Origin of the sequence: Mesobacillus subterraneus, assembly GCF_003937825.1 — a bacterium.
Taxonomy (GTDB): domain Bacteria; phylum Bacillota; class Bacilli; order Bacillales; family Cytobacillaceae; genus Mesobacillus; species Mesobacillus subterraneus.
The window spans coordinates 128262-143610 of the sequence record NZ_RSFW01000006.1 but is presented as its reverse complement, the minus strand read 5'-3'; the positions used below and the strand labels follow the sequence as shown (position 1 = coordinate 143610).

The 15349-nt window shown below is 41.7% G+C and carries 17 protein-coding genes and 2 pseudogenes; 17 read left to right on the top strand and 2 right to left on the bottom strand.

Annotated elements, in window-relative coordinates:
- Window positions 1-13: 13 nt before the first annotated feature.
- The 6 genes and pseudogenes from EJA10_RS23715 to EJA10_RS03745 form a co-directional block, all read left to right on the top strand.
- Window positions 14-338 (top strand): annotated as a pseudogene (locus EJA10_RS23715) (SDR family NAD(P)-dependent oxidoreductase); the annotation flags it as partial.
- 109 nt (window positions 339-447) lie between these two features.
- On the top strand, window positions 448-1464 hold the full coding sequence (locus EJA10_RS03765) for an STAS domain-containing protein (protein ID WP_125478664.1): 1017 nt from the start codon (window positions 448-450) through the stop codon (window positions 1462-1464).
- A 61-nt stretch (window positions 1465-1525) separates the two neighbouring features.
- A complete protein-coding gene (locus tag EJA10_RS03760) occupies window positions 1526-1735 on the top strand; it encodes a hypothetical protein (RefSeq protein WP_125478663.1) in 210 nt (69 codons plus the stop codon).
- Between the two features lie 147 nt (window positions 1736-1882).
- Window positions 1883-2419, top strand: a complete 537-nt coding sequence (locus tag EJA10_RS03755) for a sigma-70 family RNA polymerase sigma factor (RefSeq protein ID WP_125478662.1) — start codon at window positions 1883-1885, stop codon at window positions 2417-2419.
- Complete coding sequence (locus EJA10_RS03750; RefSeq protein WP_125478661.1) at window positions 2420-2827, top strand: PadR family transcriptional regulator; 408 nt, start codon at window positions 2420-2422, stop codon at window positions 2825-2827.
- Window positions 2828-2834: 7 nt separating this feature from the next.
- On the top strand, window positions 2835-4133 hold the full coding sequence (locus tag EJA10_RS03745; RefSeq protein ID WP_125478660.1) for an FtsW/RodA/SpoVE family cell cycle protein: 1299 nt from the start codon (window positions 2835-2837) through the stop codon (window positions 4131-4133).
- 146 nt (window positions 4134-4279) lie between these two features.
- On the opposite strand, the gene EJA10_RS03740 is transcribed toward EJA10_RS03745, so the two are convergent.
- Both EJA10_RS03740 and EJA10_RS03735 read right to left on the bottom strand, forming a co-directional pair.
- Window positions 4280-4699: a hypothetical protein gene (locus EJA10_RS03740; RefSeq protein WP_125478659.1), complete on the bottom strand. Its 420-nt coding sequence runs from the start codon at window positions 4697-4699 to the stop codon at window positions 4280-4282.
- 344 nt (window positions 4700-5043) lie between these two features.
- Window positions 5044-5304: a hypothetical protein gene (locus tag EJA10_RS03735; protein ID WP_125478658.1), complete on the bottom strand. Its 261-nt coding sequence runs from the start codon at window positions 5302-5304 to the stop codon at window positions 5044-5046.
- A 367-nt stretch (window positions 5305-5671) separates the two neighbouring features.
- On the opposite strand from EJA10_RS03735, the gene EJA10_RS03730 reads away from it, so the two are divergent.
- The 11 genes and pseudogenes from EJA10_RS03730 to EJA10_RS03680 all read left to right on the top strand — a co-directional run bounded on the left by EJA10_RS03730 (window position 5672) and on the right by EJA10_RS03680 (window position 15018).
- Window positions 5672-5959, top strand: a complete 288-nt coding sequence (locus tag EJA10_RS03730) for a heterocycloanthracin/sonorensin family bacteriocin (RefSeq protein WP_342773878.1) — start codon at window positions 5672-5674, stop codon at window positions 5957-5959.
- A gap of 151 nt (window positions 5960-6110) precedes the next feature.
- Entirely contained in the window at window positions 6111-7991 is a 1881-nt protein-coding gene (locus tag EJA10_RS03725) for a putative thiazole-containing bacteriocin maturation protein (protein ID WP_125478657.1), read from the top strand.
- Complete coding sequence (locus EJA10_RS03720) at window positions 7988-9934, top strand: TOMM precursor leader peptide-binding protein (protein ID WP_125478656.1); 1947 nt, start codon at window positions 7988-7990, stop codon at window positions 9932-9934. The genes EJA10_RS03725 and EJA10_RS03720 overlap by 4 nt, the downstream gene beginning before the upstream one ends.
- 11 nt (window positions 9935-9945) lie before the next feature.
- Entirely contained in the window at window positions 9946-11487 is a 1542-nt protein-coding gene (locus tag EJA10_RS03715) for a SagB family peptide dehydrogenase (protein WP_125478655.1), read from the top strand.
- Window positions 11488-12191: 704 nt separating this feature from the next.
- Complete coding sequence (locus EJA10_RS03710; protein WP_125478654.1) at window positions 12192-12545, top strand: hypothetical protein; 354 nt, start codon at window positions 12192-12194, stop codon at window positions 12543-12545.
- A 68-nt stretch (window positions 12546-12613) separates the two neighbouring features.
- On the top strand, window positions 12614-12877 hold the full coding sequence (locus tag EJA10_RS03705) for a hypothetical protein (protein WP_125478653.1): 264 nt from the start codon (window positions 12614-12616) through the stop codon (window positions 12875-12877).
- Between the two features lie 121 nt (window positions 12878-12998).
- Window positions 12999-13097 (top strand): preprotein translocase subunit Sec61beta, encoded by a 99-nt coding sequence (locus EJA10_RS03700; protein ID WP_170169055.1) that lies wholly within the window; start codon window positions 12999-13001, stop codon window positions 13095-13097.
- A gap of 95 nt (window positions 13098-13192) precedes the next feature.
- Window positions 13193-13354, top strand: a pseudogene (locus tag EJA10_RS03695) (GNAT family N-acetyltransferase); the annotation flags it as partial.
- A gap of 134 nt (window positions 13355-13488) precedes the next feature.
- A complete protein-coding gene (locus tag EJA10_RS23225) occupies window positions 13489-13737 on the top strand; it encodes a hypothetical protein (RefSeq protein ID WP_125478651.1) in 249 nt (82 codons plus the stop codon).
- 505 nt (window positions 13738-14242) lie between these two features.
- Window positions 14243-14500: a hypothetical protein gene (locus EJA10_RS03685; RefSeq protein WP_125478650.1), complete on the top strand. Its 258-nt coding sequence runs from the start codon at window positions 14243-14245 to the stop codon at window positions 14498-14500.
- Between the two features lie 173 nt (window positions 14501-14673).
- A complete protein-coding gene (locus EJA10_RS03680) occupies window positions 14674-15018 on the top strand; it encodes a hypothetical protein (RefSeq protein ID WP_125478649.1) in 345 nt (114 codons plus the stop codon).
- Window positions 15019-15349: the final 331 nt, after the last annotated feature.

The window sequence follows — 15349 nt, the reverse complement described above, 5'->3', positions numbered from 1 at the left end:
CTCTGTATTCAGGGTCCGAATCCAGTTCCAGCAGAATGACCTCTTGGATATGACCGATAAGCAATTCGATGACACCTTCAAAGTGAATATTTACTCGCATTTTTACTAAACAAGAGATGTTCTTCTACATTTAAACTCGATCATAAACACGGCCTCTGCAGTCGCATATCATGGACACGAACAGCTGATTGACTACAGTGCTGCCAAGGCTTGAAAAAGCTCCAACCTATGTTTACCTGGCATCGGATGATTCACGGTTTGTAATAGGACAGCCCCTGCATGTTTATTGCAGTAATGGGGTTCATAAAGTATGGGACAAATATCTCATGCTTTTTTGATGGAAAGGATTAAGAAATTCCAGGAAGGGAAAATACTTATTATTGTCGAACTAATCAAAATTGAAAACGATCATTTTTTACATAATCATATACTAGTGGGTGAGTTCAAATGGAGATGAAGAAGGAAATTACGGTTGGAGGAGTAGAGCTGAAGTGGGACCTGTCTACCGGGGAAGTGTTGTTCGAGGGGGGAGATGTGGTCTTCTTCTGGGTGTCAGCCATGAAAACCTTTTTCGATACGATCCAGGAAATTTCCGGGGAAGAGGCCACCAATCTCGTGCTTGAAACTACAGGCTTCAGGCAGGGCGTCATAGTCGGGGAAGGCTTCAAGGGCATGAAGGATATCAATACATCTAATGTAGTGGATTGGCTTTCCAATACATACGTACCCGCCGGATGGGGTTATGTGAAAATAGAAAATATGGACGTTGAATCCAACCGCTTCACTTTGTTCATTAAAGACGATTGGGAATACAAAATGAATCAACTGGGCAGCCGGGATAAAAAGGGGATTTTCGTGCCTTCCCACTATGCCGGTGTTTTTACAGGATTATTTGAGGAGAACTTCTGGTATAACATTCTCGAGTATCAAAGTGAGACAAGCCCATATACAGTGGTGGAATATTTCCCGTCCGAAGTGAATGTCCAGCAAAATATCCGGGAACTCGCAAGAAAACAAGAGCAAATGCACATCCAGGAGCTAGAAGGCCTTGTGGAAGATAAAACAAGGATGCTGCAGAAATTGGTGAAAGAATTATCCTCCCCATTAATCCCGGTACTTGACGGCATTGTGGTTGTACCGTTAATCGGAAGATATGATGAGGATCGAGCCGAAGATCTGATTATGAATACCTTAACGAACTTGCCGAAATATCAGGCTCGCTTCGTTTTGCTTGATCTTACGGGGCTGAACAAAGAGATTTCCCCTTATACCGCAGAGTTGATCGACAAATTAGGGTCCGCTGCCAGATTATTAGGAGTTGAAGTCATCCTAGTGGGAATTTCAGCTGATCTTGCAATGGTGATTTCACAAACATTGACTGGCCTGAAAAAATATGAATGCTTGCAATCTCTGCAGCATGGAATCTATTACGCACTTGGGAAGAGCGGGAAAAGAATCGTATAAATATGAAACATTTTATCCAGTTATTCATATAATTGGAAAATAATGACAGTGGAGGTACCATATGGACTTTTTGAACTGGTATGACTGGATTACACCGACAAATCCTTATGCAGCAATTTTCTTTGGAATCATTTTTACGATCATTGTAGCTTTTACAGTCTGGTTTGACTCGAAAAATAAGAGAACGGTGGGGATTGCGGCCATTACCGGACTGTCGGTTATACTCATTGGCGTTTTCTTGCTGAATGTAATTGGATTTTATGGAGGATAACAGGCTATCACAAGAGATTGGAAATTCCAGTCTCTTTTTTTGTGTTATGCTTTTTCTTTGACAATACATTCCCACGAAAAAACAATAAATTTTTTCTCCAAACTTATTTTGTGATGCATCGTCTATAACTATGAAGGGGGAAAGGTTGTGGATGAATTAACAGCAGGGATCTTTGATATCGAGAACGCCGAAGAGCTGATGGATGAGATCATGAATACATATGGTCAGGAAATTTTACAGCTTGCTTTTTCCTATGTGAAAAATAAAGAGATTGCGGATGACCTGACTCAGGAGATTTTTGTGAAATGCTATAAGTCGCTTCATACATATCAGGGAAAGGCGAAATTCCGTACCTGGCTTTGGAGGATTGCTTCCAACCATTGTCGGGATTATTTGAAAAGCTGGTACAACCGAAATGTTTTTACAACTGATTATCAGCCTATTTATGATTCGCTCCAAACGGGCAGTGTGGAGCAAACGGTGATTCAGGATGAGGAGGATGGCCAGCTGGCCGCGGCGGTCATGGAGTTGCCTGTCAATTACCGGGAAGTGATCTATCTGTATTATTTCGAGGAAATGTCAATCAAGGAAATAGCTGTGGTGACCGAGGTTAAAGAGAACACAGTGAAGACGCGGATGAGGCGAGCGAAAGAGCTTCTCAAGGAAAGATTGGAGGCAAACTAAATGGAAGAACGTTTGAAAAAACTCAGAAAATCAATGGAGAATTCCACTTTTAAAGAGTTAAGCTTTTCCGAGAGAATCAGAAAAGAAGTTCATAAAAATATCAACCCCCCCGAGGAAAATGAGGAATGGTTGACAATCGCTATTCTCCAGCTCCTTCAACAGGAAAAAACGGGCTATGAATTGACAGGCCTTTTGCGTTCTCGCGGTTTTGGCAAGATTGAAGGAAACGAAGGTTCGCTTTATACCAAGCTGCACACTCTCGAACAGAAACGATATATAGAAGCTAGTTGGAATGACCAAGGTGCGAAGTATTACAAGATACGCAACAAGGGGATGAAGTTTCTTCGAAAACAGGAGAAGAATGCGTCAGTTGGCCGGGTTGTGATGAAGGGATTGGTGGAGGAGTGAGCAGGGAATGAAGAACAAACGAGACCATTTTTTAAGCGAAGTCACAAACCACATCCGCTCAAAGGAAGCGAAGCAGTTTGTCGCATCGGAACTGGATTTTCATCTTAATGAAGTTAAGAAGGAATGGGTGGGAAAAGGGTTAAGTGAAGAAGAAGCGGAGGAAAGAGCGGTCAGTCAGATGGGAAGCCCGGCAAAGCTTGGTGCTGACATGAATAAGCTCCATAAGCCGAAAATTGATTGGTGGCTGATCGGATTGCTGGTCATTACGATGGGGTTGAGCTTTTTGCCGGTGATTTCGCTTGATCACCCCATGGCAGATATCCTTTTTGTGAATAAAATGATTCATGTAGCATTGGGATTAATCGTTGTTGCAGTCATGATGTTCTTGGATTACCGGCGGTTGGAGCGGCTTAGATGGACTTTTTATCTGATTGGAAACGGGATATTGTTTGCACTCGTGAAATTTGCGACAGAGATGATAAACGGTGTTTCAATCATTAGGATAGGTGCTCATAAATTTGACAGCTTCATGGCCCTGCCATTCTTGTTTCTTGCCTGGGCTTCATTTTTCAATCATGCCAAGCTGAAGGTATGGCACCAGCTTTTGTTATTCGCCTTGCCAGTTCTTCTTTTTATGGGCGTACCTAATATTACCGGGATTTTTATTTATATAATTATGGTTTTCGTGATGATGTGGTGGAGCAGGATTAGTAAAAAAACACTGAAGTGGATTACTGCGGTTTCAGCCGTTTCAGTCTTCAGTTTTATCGGTATGGCGTTGTTCACCGCAAAGCCGTATCAACTTGCAAGGATATGGGGCTTCCTTTACCCTGAGGAAAGTCCAAGTACGTGGGGCTATATGTACCTGCGGTTAAAAGAGAAGTTATCAGCGGCAGGCTGGTTTGGAAGCTTTGGTGAAAGGGCACCATTAGCTAAGGAGCATTCAGTTTTTTTAGTAGAGGAACATACCGATCTGGTTTTTGCCGGGTTAACCTATCAATATGGCTACCTGTTCGCAATCGTTCTGCTGCTGATCTTATCATTGTTTGCGGCAAGAATGTATATGATCACTACCAACGTTAACACTCATTATGGAAAGCTTCTGCTTGTTGGCGGAATAACCCTCTATCTTGTCCAATTTGTCTATAACATCGGCATGATTGTAGGTTTATTGCCAATAACTTCAATTTCATTGCCTTTCATCAGCTATGGTTTTACCCAATTGCTTTTCAATGCTTTCATCATGGGAATCGTGCTGAGTGTGTATCGCAGAAAGGACTTGATTTCAAATCGGGTGGTTGGTTGAGGTTTTTTAGGGAGTGGGAATAAGGTAAGCACAGGGACGTACCCTGTGCTTTATTCATTTGAAAATACTCCATCATCAAAAGGAATCTCCCGGTGCTGCGTTACCCAGAATTTTTTATACGTGATTCGTACCAGATTGATGTCATTTTAATGATTCGTTCTATTGTATTCCACTGCCAGGACGAGTCTAAAATCCTTATCGACCTTCTGGCCTTTTATCTCGAACAACTCTTCCATCAACCCATCTTTTAAGACCGATTCCTCATCGAGTATACCAATTGAATTTGACTTCATAAAATAGGGATGATTACGGAATCCATCTTCATCTTTCGCTAAAATGGTGCCATCTTTCTTTATAAACTCTACCTTTTCAATCATGGGGCTGCCGATTCCTTTCCAGGTAAAATCGTAGCCTAAATACATCGTCTTCCCTTTAAAATAGTCCTCATCCATGGTCGCGTGACTCCATTTTTTAAATTCTCCATGGAGGATTATATATTGAAAAGCTAAGGTAATCCCAATCACAAGGACGATCGCAACCAACATAATACTGATGAGTTTCTTCAAACAATCACCCCCTAAAATGAGATCCTTGATATTCACTATATTGAATCAAAGAGCAAGTGGCCTTCCTTTCGTCGGGGATGGAATTGATTTAATAGACATTTTGAAATGATAGGGTGGTTAATAAGTCTATTAAAAATGGTTTAATAGACATTTCAAGACGATTGTTTTTAAAATATCTATTAAAAATGACTTAATACACATTTTAAGATCAATGCCTAGTCAAAATGTCTATAGAATTTATTTCATGCGTCATAGAACCATGAAAAAAAGAAACTGCAACCTGGCTGTCTTGCTGGGACGGCCATTTGCAGCAATGGTGTAAGGAAGCGTTAATTTTATGGTGATCAGACAAGCTGAGGTTTTTCTATGTAGGATTCCATTAATGAAAGCAGGTTAGAGAAGGGATCACCTTCATACGCGCCAAGTTCATATATGGCATCTGTAAGATCCGCTAGCGCAGAAGTATCGGTGACATCCTCAAGGAAGTTCCTGAATTCCTGATAGATTTGTTGTTTATGAGGCTCTGGAAGGTTTGATAGGGCGTAAAGCTCGTCCAATTCCATGTAGATAAAGGACCTTTGTGACTCAGCGACTTGTTTCTTCACATCAATCACCCCTTGTAGGTTTATTAGTGAATCTATTGAAGGAAAAGTCTTCCTTTCTATTATTATAAAGAACGAATGTTCTGAAAGTAAAGTACATTATTGACCATTTTTTTCATTCGTTAAGTGCCGACCATGTAATTTCCAGAAACAGGAGAACCGTCCCTCTGTTTCAGCCCATTTTCTTTATGGATGAAGAATTAGGCTTTTGTATTAGTCGCAACGTCTGGGTGGTTTACATAAATTGGTGGGGAGTATTCTGATTTGATAATTTTTCCACTTTGGTTATTGTACTTTTTTTTGTGGAAGGCTCGTTTGTTGGTTGTTTCTTGTTTTTTGGACTGTGTTATTACTGGAGGAGGTTATACAGATGATGAATGATTTTCAACATGATCTTCAAAGTTTGCATGTAGGTGATTTCCAGGCTTCTCAGCCGGTTAGTTGGGATCAGAGCCAGTATTACAATGCTGGTGATGAGCGTATTTTCCTTGGTCTTGGCGGATTTGGGGGCTGCTTTGGGTTTTTTAGCTGCTTTGGCTGTTTCGGCTGTTTCAGATGTGGAGGTTGCTTCAGGTGCGGAGGAGGCTGCTTCAGATGCGGCGGATGTGGTCGTTGCGGTGGCTGCGGCGGCTGCGGTGGACGCTGCCACCGAGGGTAGTAAGGCTATATCTTTAGAAAATGTATGGCCCCTGCGGATGGTTGCTGCAGGGGTTTCTTCTTCTTATGGAAAAGACATATGGGACAAATTGAACTACATACGATGATAGTGGCGGTTAAGGATAGGTCAATCAGGATTGAGGAGGATTGAGATGGGAAGAATGGACCCTTCTATGCGTTTGAAGGTGAAAAGAGATACGTTTTATGTCCCTGAACCGAACAGGGGTGTGTACTTAAGGAACAATTCGGTGTCATTTCGTCTTGAGGGAAGCGGCCTGGATCTCTGGGTTGAAAAGCTGTTGCCGATGTTCAATGGTGAGTATTCACTTGGAAAAATAACAGAAGGATTGCAGGATCCACATCGGAATCGGGTGTTTGAAATTGCAGAGGTACTGTTTCAGAATGGCTTTGTCCGTGATGTCAGCGAGGATCATCCCCACCAGCTGACTGAACAGGTCCTAAAAAAATTCGCATCCCAAATTGAGTTTGCTGACAATCTGGCTGGCTCTGGCGCGTACCGGTTCCAGTGCTTCCGTGAGTCTAATGTGCTGGCAGTGGGTTCTGGTCCTTTTTTAAATTCACTGGTGTCGTCATTGCTTGAATCTGGTCTTGCCAGAGTGAACGTCGCCATTACAGCTGATGGTACGACTAATCGGAATCGCCTGCGTGAGTTGGTGAACCATGCTCGTAAAACAGATCCTGAGGTAGAATTACTCGAATTAGAAGTGAATGAGCAAGACTGGTCTGAAGTCATCCGGCCATTTGATAGCGTTTTGTGTGTTTCTCAGGATTTAGCGGAGCTGAGGCAGCTTCATTCTGTCTGCATAGAAGAGCAGAAAACGTTCATTCCGGCCATCCTTCTCGAACAGGTCGGCATAGCTGGACCGCTGGTGGAAACAGATTCTGAGGTGACGTGGGAAACTGCATGGCGGCGATTGCATTCGACTGTATTTGAAAAAGAAACACAAGTACCAGGAGCATCTGCGACGACAGCAGCATTGCTGGCGAATGTCATTGCATTTGAATTTTTCAAAGATGAAGCGGGACTGACACAAGCGGACCAGAAAAACCGCATCTTTCTACTGGATGTCGAGACGCTTGATGGCAGCTGGCATTCTGTGCTTGCGCATCCAAATGGAGAACCGGAACTGGAATGGCTGGAAGACCTTGAGAGCAGGCTAGAACCGGATATAAGAGGAACGGAACCTGAAAAACTCCTGACTTTTTTCAGCCTGGTGACTTCAAAGGAGACAGGGATTTTGCATATGTGGGAGGAGGGGGATTTAAAACAGCTTCCATTGGCACAGTGCCGGGTTCAGGCAGTTGATCCGCAGACAGAGGGGCCGGCTGGATTATTAGCGGAACAGGTTTGCTGTTCTTTCACACATGATGAAGCACGAAGGGAAGCGGCACTAACTGGTATTGAAATGTACGCTGCATCATTAGCTGGATTGGAACAATATGATGAATTCATTGGCGTGGGAGCAGGAGTCAGCTACGGTGAGGCCGTTAGCAGGGGACTGCAGAAATGCCTGGACGAGGAGTTGAAGAGTCAGCGGCATGAGGATTTCATCAGCCTTGTGGGATTGGATTCGGTCGGGGATGAAACATGCCGTTTTTACTTAAATGCTTTGACAACGATTCAGGGTACTCCAAGATTAGGGTTGGGTAGGGATCTCTCCGGTTTTCCTGTATTTTGGGTCGGTACACAGGATGGGTGGTATGGAGCCGTCGATTTAAACGAAACCCGGGCTCTAAGAAAAGCTTTGCAGCATGCCCTCTTTAAAAATCAGAACCAATTGGATGCTCCAAATGCCTGTGTCTTGGCAGAATCAGCCATTCAGTTCAACGAAAGAAACCAACAGAAACTGAACATCCCAGAAACAGCCCAGGAAAACCTCCAGGAAGCTTTTAAGGTATTGAAAAGTAACGGAAAACAAGTATTTGTATGCGAATTAAGTGTAGAACCGTTTTTAAAACAGGAACTTGAGGGAGTGTTCGGGGTCTTGCTGCGAGAGGAGGGAGTGTATTGAGTTCCTTCATCGTCATCATAGGAGATGGATTGCTGGCTGACAGGGTGTACGAAGAATTATCAGCGCGCTGCCATGTGTTCAGGCGATCTGATTTTGAATATGGAATACCCGGAAATGCAGATCTGATGCTGGTCCTGCATGACAGCTGGGATCCACGTGCACACCAACAGGCGGAAGAAGTGATAAAACAGACCGGCAGTCCCTGGCTCCGGGGATTTGTTTCATTTGGTGAGGGAGTAATCGGCCCTCTTGTCCGGCCGAATACACCGGGATGCTCACAGTGCGGAGATCTGAGGCGCCTCCTTGGAGGTCAGGAACGAAGCGAAATGCAGCAAGTACGGCAGAAGCTGGCAGCGACAGAACATAGATCGATCGATCCTTGGGCGTCTAAAACTGGACTTTTACAAATGGCTAACGTGATTGTCGCTGAAACAGAACGAATCCTTGCGGAAAAACAGGCTTATTCTGAAGGCCGAATGTTTTTAACGGATTTAAAAACATTGAATGGCTCCTGGCATTCCTTCCTGCCAGACTCTTTGTGCCCGGTCTGCAGCCAAATTCCTGATGACTCACCGGAACTGGCACGAATATCATTGGAGCCCAGCCGGAAAATCAGTGAAGGCAGCTACCGGTGTACACCGCTTTCTGATTTGAAAACCGTGCTGACGGATGATTACCTGGACAATCGGACCGGGCTCTTCAACAGCAAAATGTATGATTTGATCACACCGTTCGCCGATGCGAGTGTCAATCTGCCGATGATGTCGGGGGATGAAGGGACAGCGGGTCGCACACAATGCTATGGTGATAGTGAACTGACAGCTATTCTCGAGGGCCTTGAGCGGCATTGCGGACTGGAGCCGAGAGGGAAACGCACTGTCGTTCATGACAGTTACCGGAACCTGGAGGGTCAGGCACTCCATCCTCTGAAGGTTGGGGTGCACGCAGACGAACAATATGAGAAGCCTGGTTTTCCTTTTCAAAAATTCGACCCTGACACTCCGATTGATTGGGTATGGGGCTACTCTTTGACAGAGGAGCGGCCGGTTCTCGTACCCGAGCTTTTAGCTTATTACAGCCTGGGCTGCGGTTCGGCTGGTTTTGTCTATGAAACTTCTAACGGCTGCGCGCTTGGCGGAAGCAGGGAGGAGGCCATTTTTTACGGCATCATGGAAGTGGTTGAACGCGATTCCTTCCTGTTGACCTGGTATGCGAAGCTGAACTTGCCGCGCCTCCATCCGCAAAAGGCGGGTGATGAAGAGTTGCAGCTGATGGTAGAGCGGATGCAGGCAGTCGCAGGCTACGATTTATATTTGTATAATGCCACGATGGAAAACGGTATTCCAAGTGTCTGGGCGTTGGCGAAAAACAGGAAAGATCATGGGTTGAATATCATCTGTGCGGCAGGTGCGCACCTGGATCCGGTCAGGGCTGCTAAAAGTGCAGTGCAGGAGCTTGCAGGCATGATGCTCAACCTTGATGATAAGCTGGAGGGGAACAAAGAGAAGTATGAACAGATGTTGAAGGATCCTTCGCTGGTTAGGCAGATGGATGATCACGGGATGCTGTACGGATTGCCACAGGCAGAGGAACGGTTAAGCTTTTTGCTGGAAAACAATGACCCAATGAGAAGTTTTCAAGAGGAATTTAAACGACGCACGACGCATGATGACCTGACGGACGACCTTAAGGACATACTAGAGGAATTCCACAGGCATGGACTTGAGGTGATCGTGGTGGATCAAACGACACCGGAAACGCGGAGAAATGGGCTGTATTGTGTAAAAGTATTGATCCCTGGCATGCTGCCAATGACATTTGGACACCATCTGACCCGCCTGAAAGGACTTGACCGGGTGCTGATTGTACCGGCGAAGCTCGGCTATGTCGCAGAGCCATTGACCTTTGAACAACTCAATCATGATCCGCATCCGTTCCCGTAGGAGGTAGCAGGATGAGTCTGGAAGAGTTTCTGAATAATCTTCAATTTGATATTGAACGGGCCAATCAGCCTAACTGGGAGCCGGACTGGGATGATGCACCATTGCCCTACAAATTGTACCGAGGGTTGCCTGTGGTGCCGCTGTCCTCTGAGGTCCCGCTGACCCTTGAGGAAAACGAGCACCCCGTTAAGCCTGACCTTGAACGGATTGGACACTTTCTCTGGTATGTGTTTGGAATCTCACAAGTAAGCCAGCAGGTTTTTCCTGATGAAGAAGCAGATCCATATCAATCCTTTCGCAGGTTTGCACCATCCGGCGGAGCATTGTATCCGAACGAACTGTATATGTATTTAAAAATAGACGGTCTGAAAGATGGAATCTATCATTATAATCCCGCGCACCACCGTCTCGTTCTGCTGCGGGAAGGGAACTTCGATTCCTATATTTCACGTGCGCTTGGCGACAGATGTGATGTTGCCACTTGCTTTGGAACGGCTTTTGTTTCAACAAGATTCTGGAAAAACTTTTTTAAATACAATAACTTCTCCTACCGCCTGCAAGGATTGGACGCAGGCGTTATGGTGGGCCAAATGCTGGAAACCTCAAAACGATTCGGCTATGCAACAGGTGTGTACCATCAATTTTTGGATTCAGCGGTTAATCATCTCCTCGGAATGGATGAGGAGGAGAGTGTATATTCGGTCATTCCGCTGACAGTGGAGCCGACGAATTGGGTATCATCCCGACAGGAAGAAAATCTGACTTCAGATGAGTTGAAAAGGGAAATACAGCCGATATATAGCCAGAAATTCGAACGCTCAAAAAGAGTACTGGAGTTTCCGAGGTTAATAGAGGCCAATCAAGCTGCGAAACTGGAATCTGTTTTTTCCTTTCAAAGGTGTCGAGATGAGCTTGACATTGAATTTAAAGAGGCACAGTTCAAACTGCCTGAAATCGAACCAGCATCCTATGACCTGGTGAAGGCGAGTGAAAACCGGTTTTCTCCTGAAATGGATTTTATCATGGGAAAGGTAAGCCAGCAGCAGTTGGCAGCGATTTTGCAGGATACAATGTCCTCACTCTTTTACCGGAATGATGTAAACCAGCATGCACCCGTTTCCATCTATGCGTGTCTCTATAATGTCGAAGGAATACCAAATGGCGCCTATTATTATGATCATGCCGAGCATGCATTAAGAGAAATCCGTAAAGGCGATCAACGGCTGGTTTTACAGTCAGGCTTGTCGATGGACAATGTAAACATGATGCAAGTACCGATCTGCGTGCATCTGGTCGGAAACAGCGATTTTTATAAAAAAGAACTGGGGTACAGAGGATACCGAATACTGCAGGTGGAAGCAGGAATTTTGCTGCAAAGAATGCTGCTGGCTGCCTCAAACGTGGGACTGGGGAGCCATCCGCTGCTAGGGTTTAACGCGAACCTGGCGGATGAAATTTACGGACTGAAAGAGAAAGGGAAAACGAGTCTGATCCAGGTGCCGATTGGACCGTATCGACCTCGGGCATGGCTGAAGGGGAGTTTGCGGAGTTAGGGAAAAGGGAGATTGAGCTTTAATTTAATAGATGATTTCGAAGTGGAAAATCATTAAAAGTCAGCTGAATTCCAGTGATATTAATTAAGCAAACAAACGCTTGGCTTTTGCCAAGCGTTCTGTCATATTATCTGAATTTCCCGAGCCCCATATCCCCATATTGATAATAAATGAAATATAGAAAAAGAACTGTATTGAGTAAAAGATAGAGGCGGTAATATAATTTGCTAATTCCTACTTTCCTAAATAAAAATAAAAGAAAGTAATTAATCAACATTGGAACAAATGTAAAGGTCATTCTTTCGTCTATAAGTGAAACGGCATTAGGATTTAACCAATAAATAAAATTGTCTGACACCTGTGCGATAACGAAAAAGATCAACATAATCCAAAATAAAATCAGCAAAATTCCCTTCTTCATGATTAATCCCCAGCTCTCTCTAAGACTTGTATTTTCTTTTAATGTTAGCATAAATTTATATATTCTTTAATATGGTTCGAAAATCATTGGGAAAAGACTGATGTATAAGCGAATTGGTTTGAATTGGATTTTTATTACCTTTGATTAATCTTCTTTTTTAGTTGGACAGTGCATGTGGAAAATAATGGCCGTATTAAGTAAAATTAAATAAATTGAGAGAGTTTAATTCTCTTAATCTCCAGAGGTGTTTGTTTTAGTTTAATGTCCAATTTGAGGTGCCATTATGAAAAGAAAACTTGTTTTAAGCTTTTTAATAGTGATCTCGATTTATACCACTATTTCAATTTTGTCCTTCATCCTGTTAAGTCAGATCGATCGGGATTTCATCGGTATGGGTGGTTTGCTGGCGGGCTTCCTGCTTTTGATCTCAATCTTGCCTTTATGGAAAATAATTTATTTTGGCGGCAGGGGAATGATGGGGGTACAATCACATATCCTTCCACCTGATGAGCATCTGCATCAGAAGCTTCATCAGCATGTTAAAGAAGAAAATAGGAGTAAGAATGAAAGAAAAATGGATGATATTTTGACGATTTCTGGGGGGATAGTCATCCTGATTTCTTTGTTTATGTTATAGCTACTATATTTAACAAAGTATTGATTTTTTTCATCGTAGGTACAATACTTTATCACGATGCTCGTATATTGGATATTGATCAATCTAATTTACCCGTCAATGAACAATTAGCGATTACTATATCACAGCGTTACCTTGCTGGTAACTGGACACATCCAGTGAAGCTACATTTAACACCTTACGAGATGAAGAACGTGAAAGAAACATCTGAGACTTATGTGGTAGATATAATTGATGAAAGGGATACAACCATTTGTAAGGGGATACAAGTTGTTGTTGAGAAGAATACTGGTAAAGTTATAAATAAAGAAAATGTGAATTATTGCAACTAAAACAATAATCTTCTTCATAAACGGGTGCGCAGACCCAAGGAGGATTGGCAGCCTTTTTTGTTGAATTCATTATAGAACATAAGGTGTTATTCATGGTGAACAAGAGCAGGAGGATAAAAGGTTGAATAAAGAAAAATTAGAATATATAAAGGTCGGAAGTTTAGTAGTAATTGCAATTAGTTTAGCTATAATTGCTTATGTTATTTGGCAAGTCATGTAGTTTACTAAACAAACGAAGCGGTTTGTGGAAGAAGGAAATGAGCTAAACTTGGCAGAGTTTATATCCATAAATATGTTTGTGAGCATGTGAATTATATGGAATCCATAAGCAAAAGCGAAGTGATGTTGCGAGATATCATAGATGAAGATCTTCCTGTCTTTTTCGAACAACAACTTGATTCAACGGCGAACCATATGGCAGCATTTACAACTAAAGACCGCAGTGATAAGGACGCATTTTTTGACCATTGGACAAAGATACCCCTCCAGTTCAATTAAATATCTAAACGCCAAGAGAGGGGGTAATTAATAAAAGAATAATTTTCATAGGTTTATTTCTTAGTATATTAGTTATTACAATACTTTAGTGGCAGAAACAAGAAAAAGAATATATGGAGAATTTGCTACACCACCAGCCAATTCAAATAATTAAAGTGAATGCTATTCATGTTTGGAAAAAAGGAAATGAAATGAAAAAGGTATCAACAAGTAGTTATATTAAAGTAATAGAATGGTTTAAGGAATATAAATCTAACAGAGTTGCAGAAGAGGAAGTTCCACCTTCAGAAGCACAATTATTCATAGATACTGATATAGGAGCCATAATAGTTTTAAATTTTCTAATGACAAGATTTATATAAGTAGAAATGATCTAAGAGCTAATGGGACAGAGTTTAGGTTTCTTGATGATGCTCCAGAAATTGAAAAATTTTGTAAGGACCTGATTAAATAAAAACCTATTTATGAAAAAAGTATTGATTCAGTCCGAGAAATAGGAAAGCACTTTTGTTTAAACTCTTCTTGTTCTGACGATGTGTTTAGTTTAACTAAGAATAAAGAATAATTATGAGAAGGAGTTGAAATACTGAATTTGAACTTCATCGAATTACTTGCTATCTTTACTGCTTTTTATTTAATAAGGTTCTTCTTTGACACAAAATACAAAGAGAAGAAAAAGAGTTATATCATTTTAGATATTATTATAACTACTCTTTTTGCTTTTGGTGTCCAACTGTTAATATCATTCTTCTTCAACTAAAGATGCAAAATGTTGAAGAATAAGGACTTTTATGAGGTGGGATTTTATTTATAAGAACTTTTATTAAAGCAAAGACGAGAGAAGTAGCACATAATTACTTAAATGATATGTTAAGCTTAGCAGAACAATTAAATATAAAGTTAACAGTTACAAATTTTGAGCCGTACTGGAAATTTAATGATAGTTTTCAAGTAGAACTGAGTGGAACTGAACTATCAGAAGAACAAATGGGTGAGTTTCTAGGGAGCATAGCTTCAAAGTGGGATAGGTTTACAGATAGTTTTTTGGCATCTGAAACACTTGATGGGTGTACCATTTTCCTAAAAAACTTTGATGTGATTGAAGTATTTGATGAACAAACCTAACAGAGAAAGATAGTTTTGAAAAACTGTAATTAATTTAAATGGTGCTTTAATCCAGGAAGGATTAAGCACCTTTTTTATTGAATTCCTTATTAACCAAACGGGGCAGCTTCATTTATTGAGGGAGTAATGTTGAACAAAGGTTATTGTATTAATTACAAATTGGAGAGAGTTTTATGAAAAAGTTAATAGTCCCTATTTTAATTGTTCTTATATCGGTTGTTTATATCTATCAACAGAATCCTATGGTTACAGGAGAAGCAGTAGTCCACTCAGTTGAACTTATGCAAAAACCATCAGAAGAATGGGGAATTTCCATTTCTCCGATGGATTTGAGCGAGTTAAAAGGATTAGGACCTGATAACGTTAACGCAACACTAAATATAAGGGAGGAGCTTTGGTATAGACTTTTAAATAGGAAGCAATGGGAGGTCACAATAAAATTTAAAGGGAATGAACCAACTGTTGTTTTTGATGCAACTACTGGTAAATTGATTGACCTTTATGGACCTTTAAATTAAATACTCGCTTGTTCAACTATCGGGGAGGTTAGCTTAATAAGACAGGAATTAATTCTGATATATTTTATATAAGTCAAAGGTGGAAATCAAATGCCGAGTAAGGTTTTTAAAAAGTTGGATTAGATAGCAATTAGTGATTGTCCAATTTTGACACACAGTGAAGCAGTATACCTGAAGAAGGAAAATCCTACAGTCTCATTGAAGAAAAAGTATACAAATTAAATAGTCAGGGTGTGGGGAAATTGATAAAATTGGCGATCATTATTATATGCGGCATATCAAATTTTATTATTTATTGGGCATTGCTAATTACGTCACCAATTTTTCTTGC

Coding starts and splice junctions, on each gene's coding strand:
- EJA10_RS03750 (WP_125478661.1), top strand. CDS start 2,420: ATGGAAGAACGTTTGAAAAAACTCAGAAAATCAATGGAGAATTCCACT.
- EJA10_RS03715 (WP_125478655.1), top strand. CDS start 9,946: ATGAGTCTGGAAGAGTTTCTGAATAATCTTCAATTTGATATTGAACGG.
- EJA10_RS03680 (WP_125478649.1), top strand. CDS start 14,674: ATGAAAAAGTTAATAGTCCCTATTTTAATTGTTCTTATATCGGTTGTT.
- EJA10_RS03685 (WP_125478650.1), top strand. CDS start 14,243: ATGTTAAGCTTAGCAGAACAATTAAATATAAAGTTAACAGTTACAAAT.
- EJA10_RS03765 (WP_125478664.1), top strand. CDS start 448: ATGGAGATGAAGAAGGAAATTACGGTTGGAGGAGTAGAGCTGAAGTGG.
- EJA10_RS03745 (WP_125478660.1), top strand. CDS start 2,835: ATGAAGAACAAACGAGACCATTTTTTAAGCGAAGTCACAAACCACATC.
- EJA10_RS23225 (WP_125478651.1), top strand. CDS start 13,489: ATGGAGAATTTGCTACACCACCAGCCAATTCAAATAATTAAAGTGAAT.
- EJA10_RS03730 (WP_342773878.1), top strand. CDS start 5,672: ATGATGAATGATTTTCAACATGATCTTCAAAGTTTGCATGTAGGTGAT.
- EJA10_RS03760 (WP_125478663.1), top strand. CDS start 1,526: ATGGACTTTTTGAACTGGTATGACTGGATTACACCGACAAATCCTTAT.
- EJA10_RS03725 (WP_125478657.1), top strand. CDS start 6,111: ATGGGAAGAATGGACCCTTCTATGCGTTTGAAGGTGAAAAGAGATACG.
- EJA10_RS03710 (WP_125478654.1), top strand. CDS start 12,192: ATGAAAAGAAAACTTGTTTTAAGCTTTTTAATAGTGATCTCGATTTAT.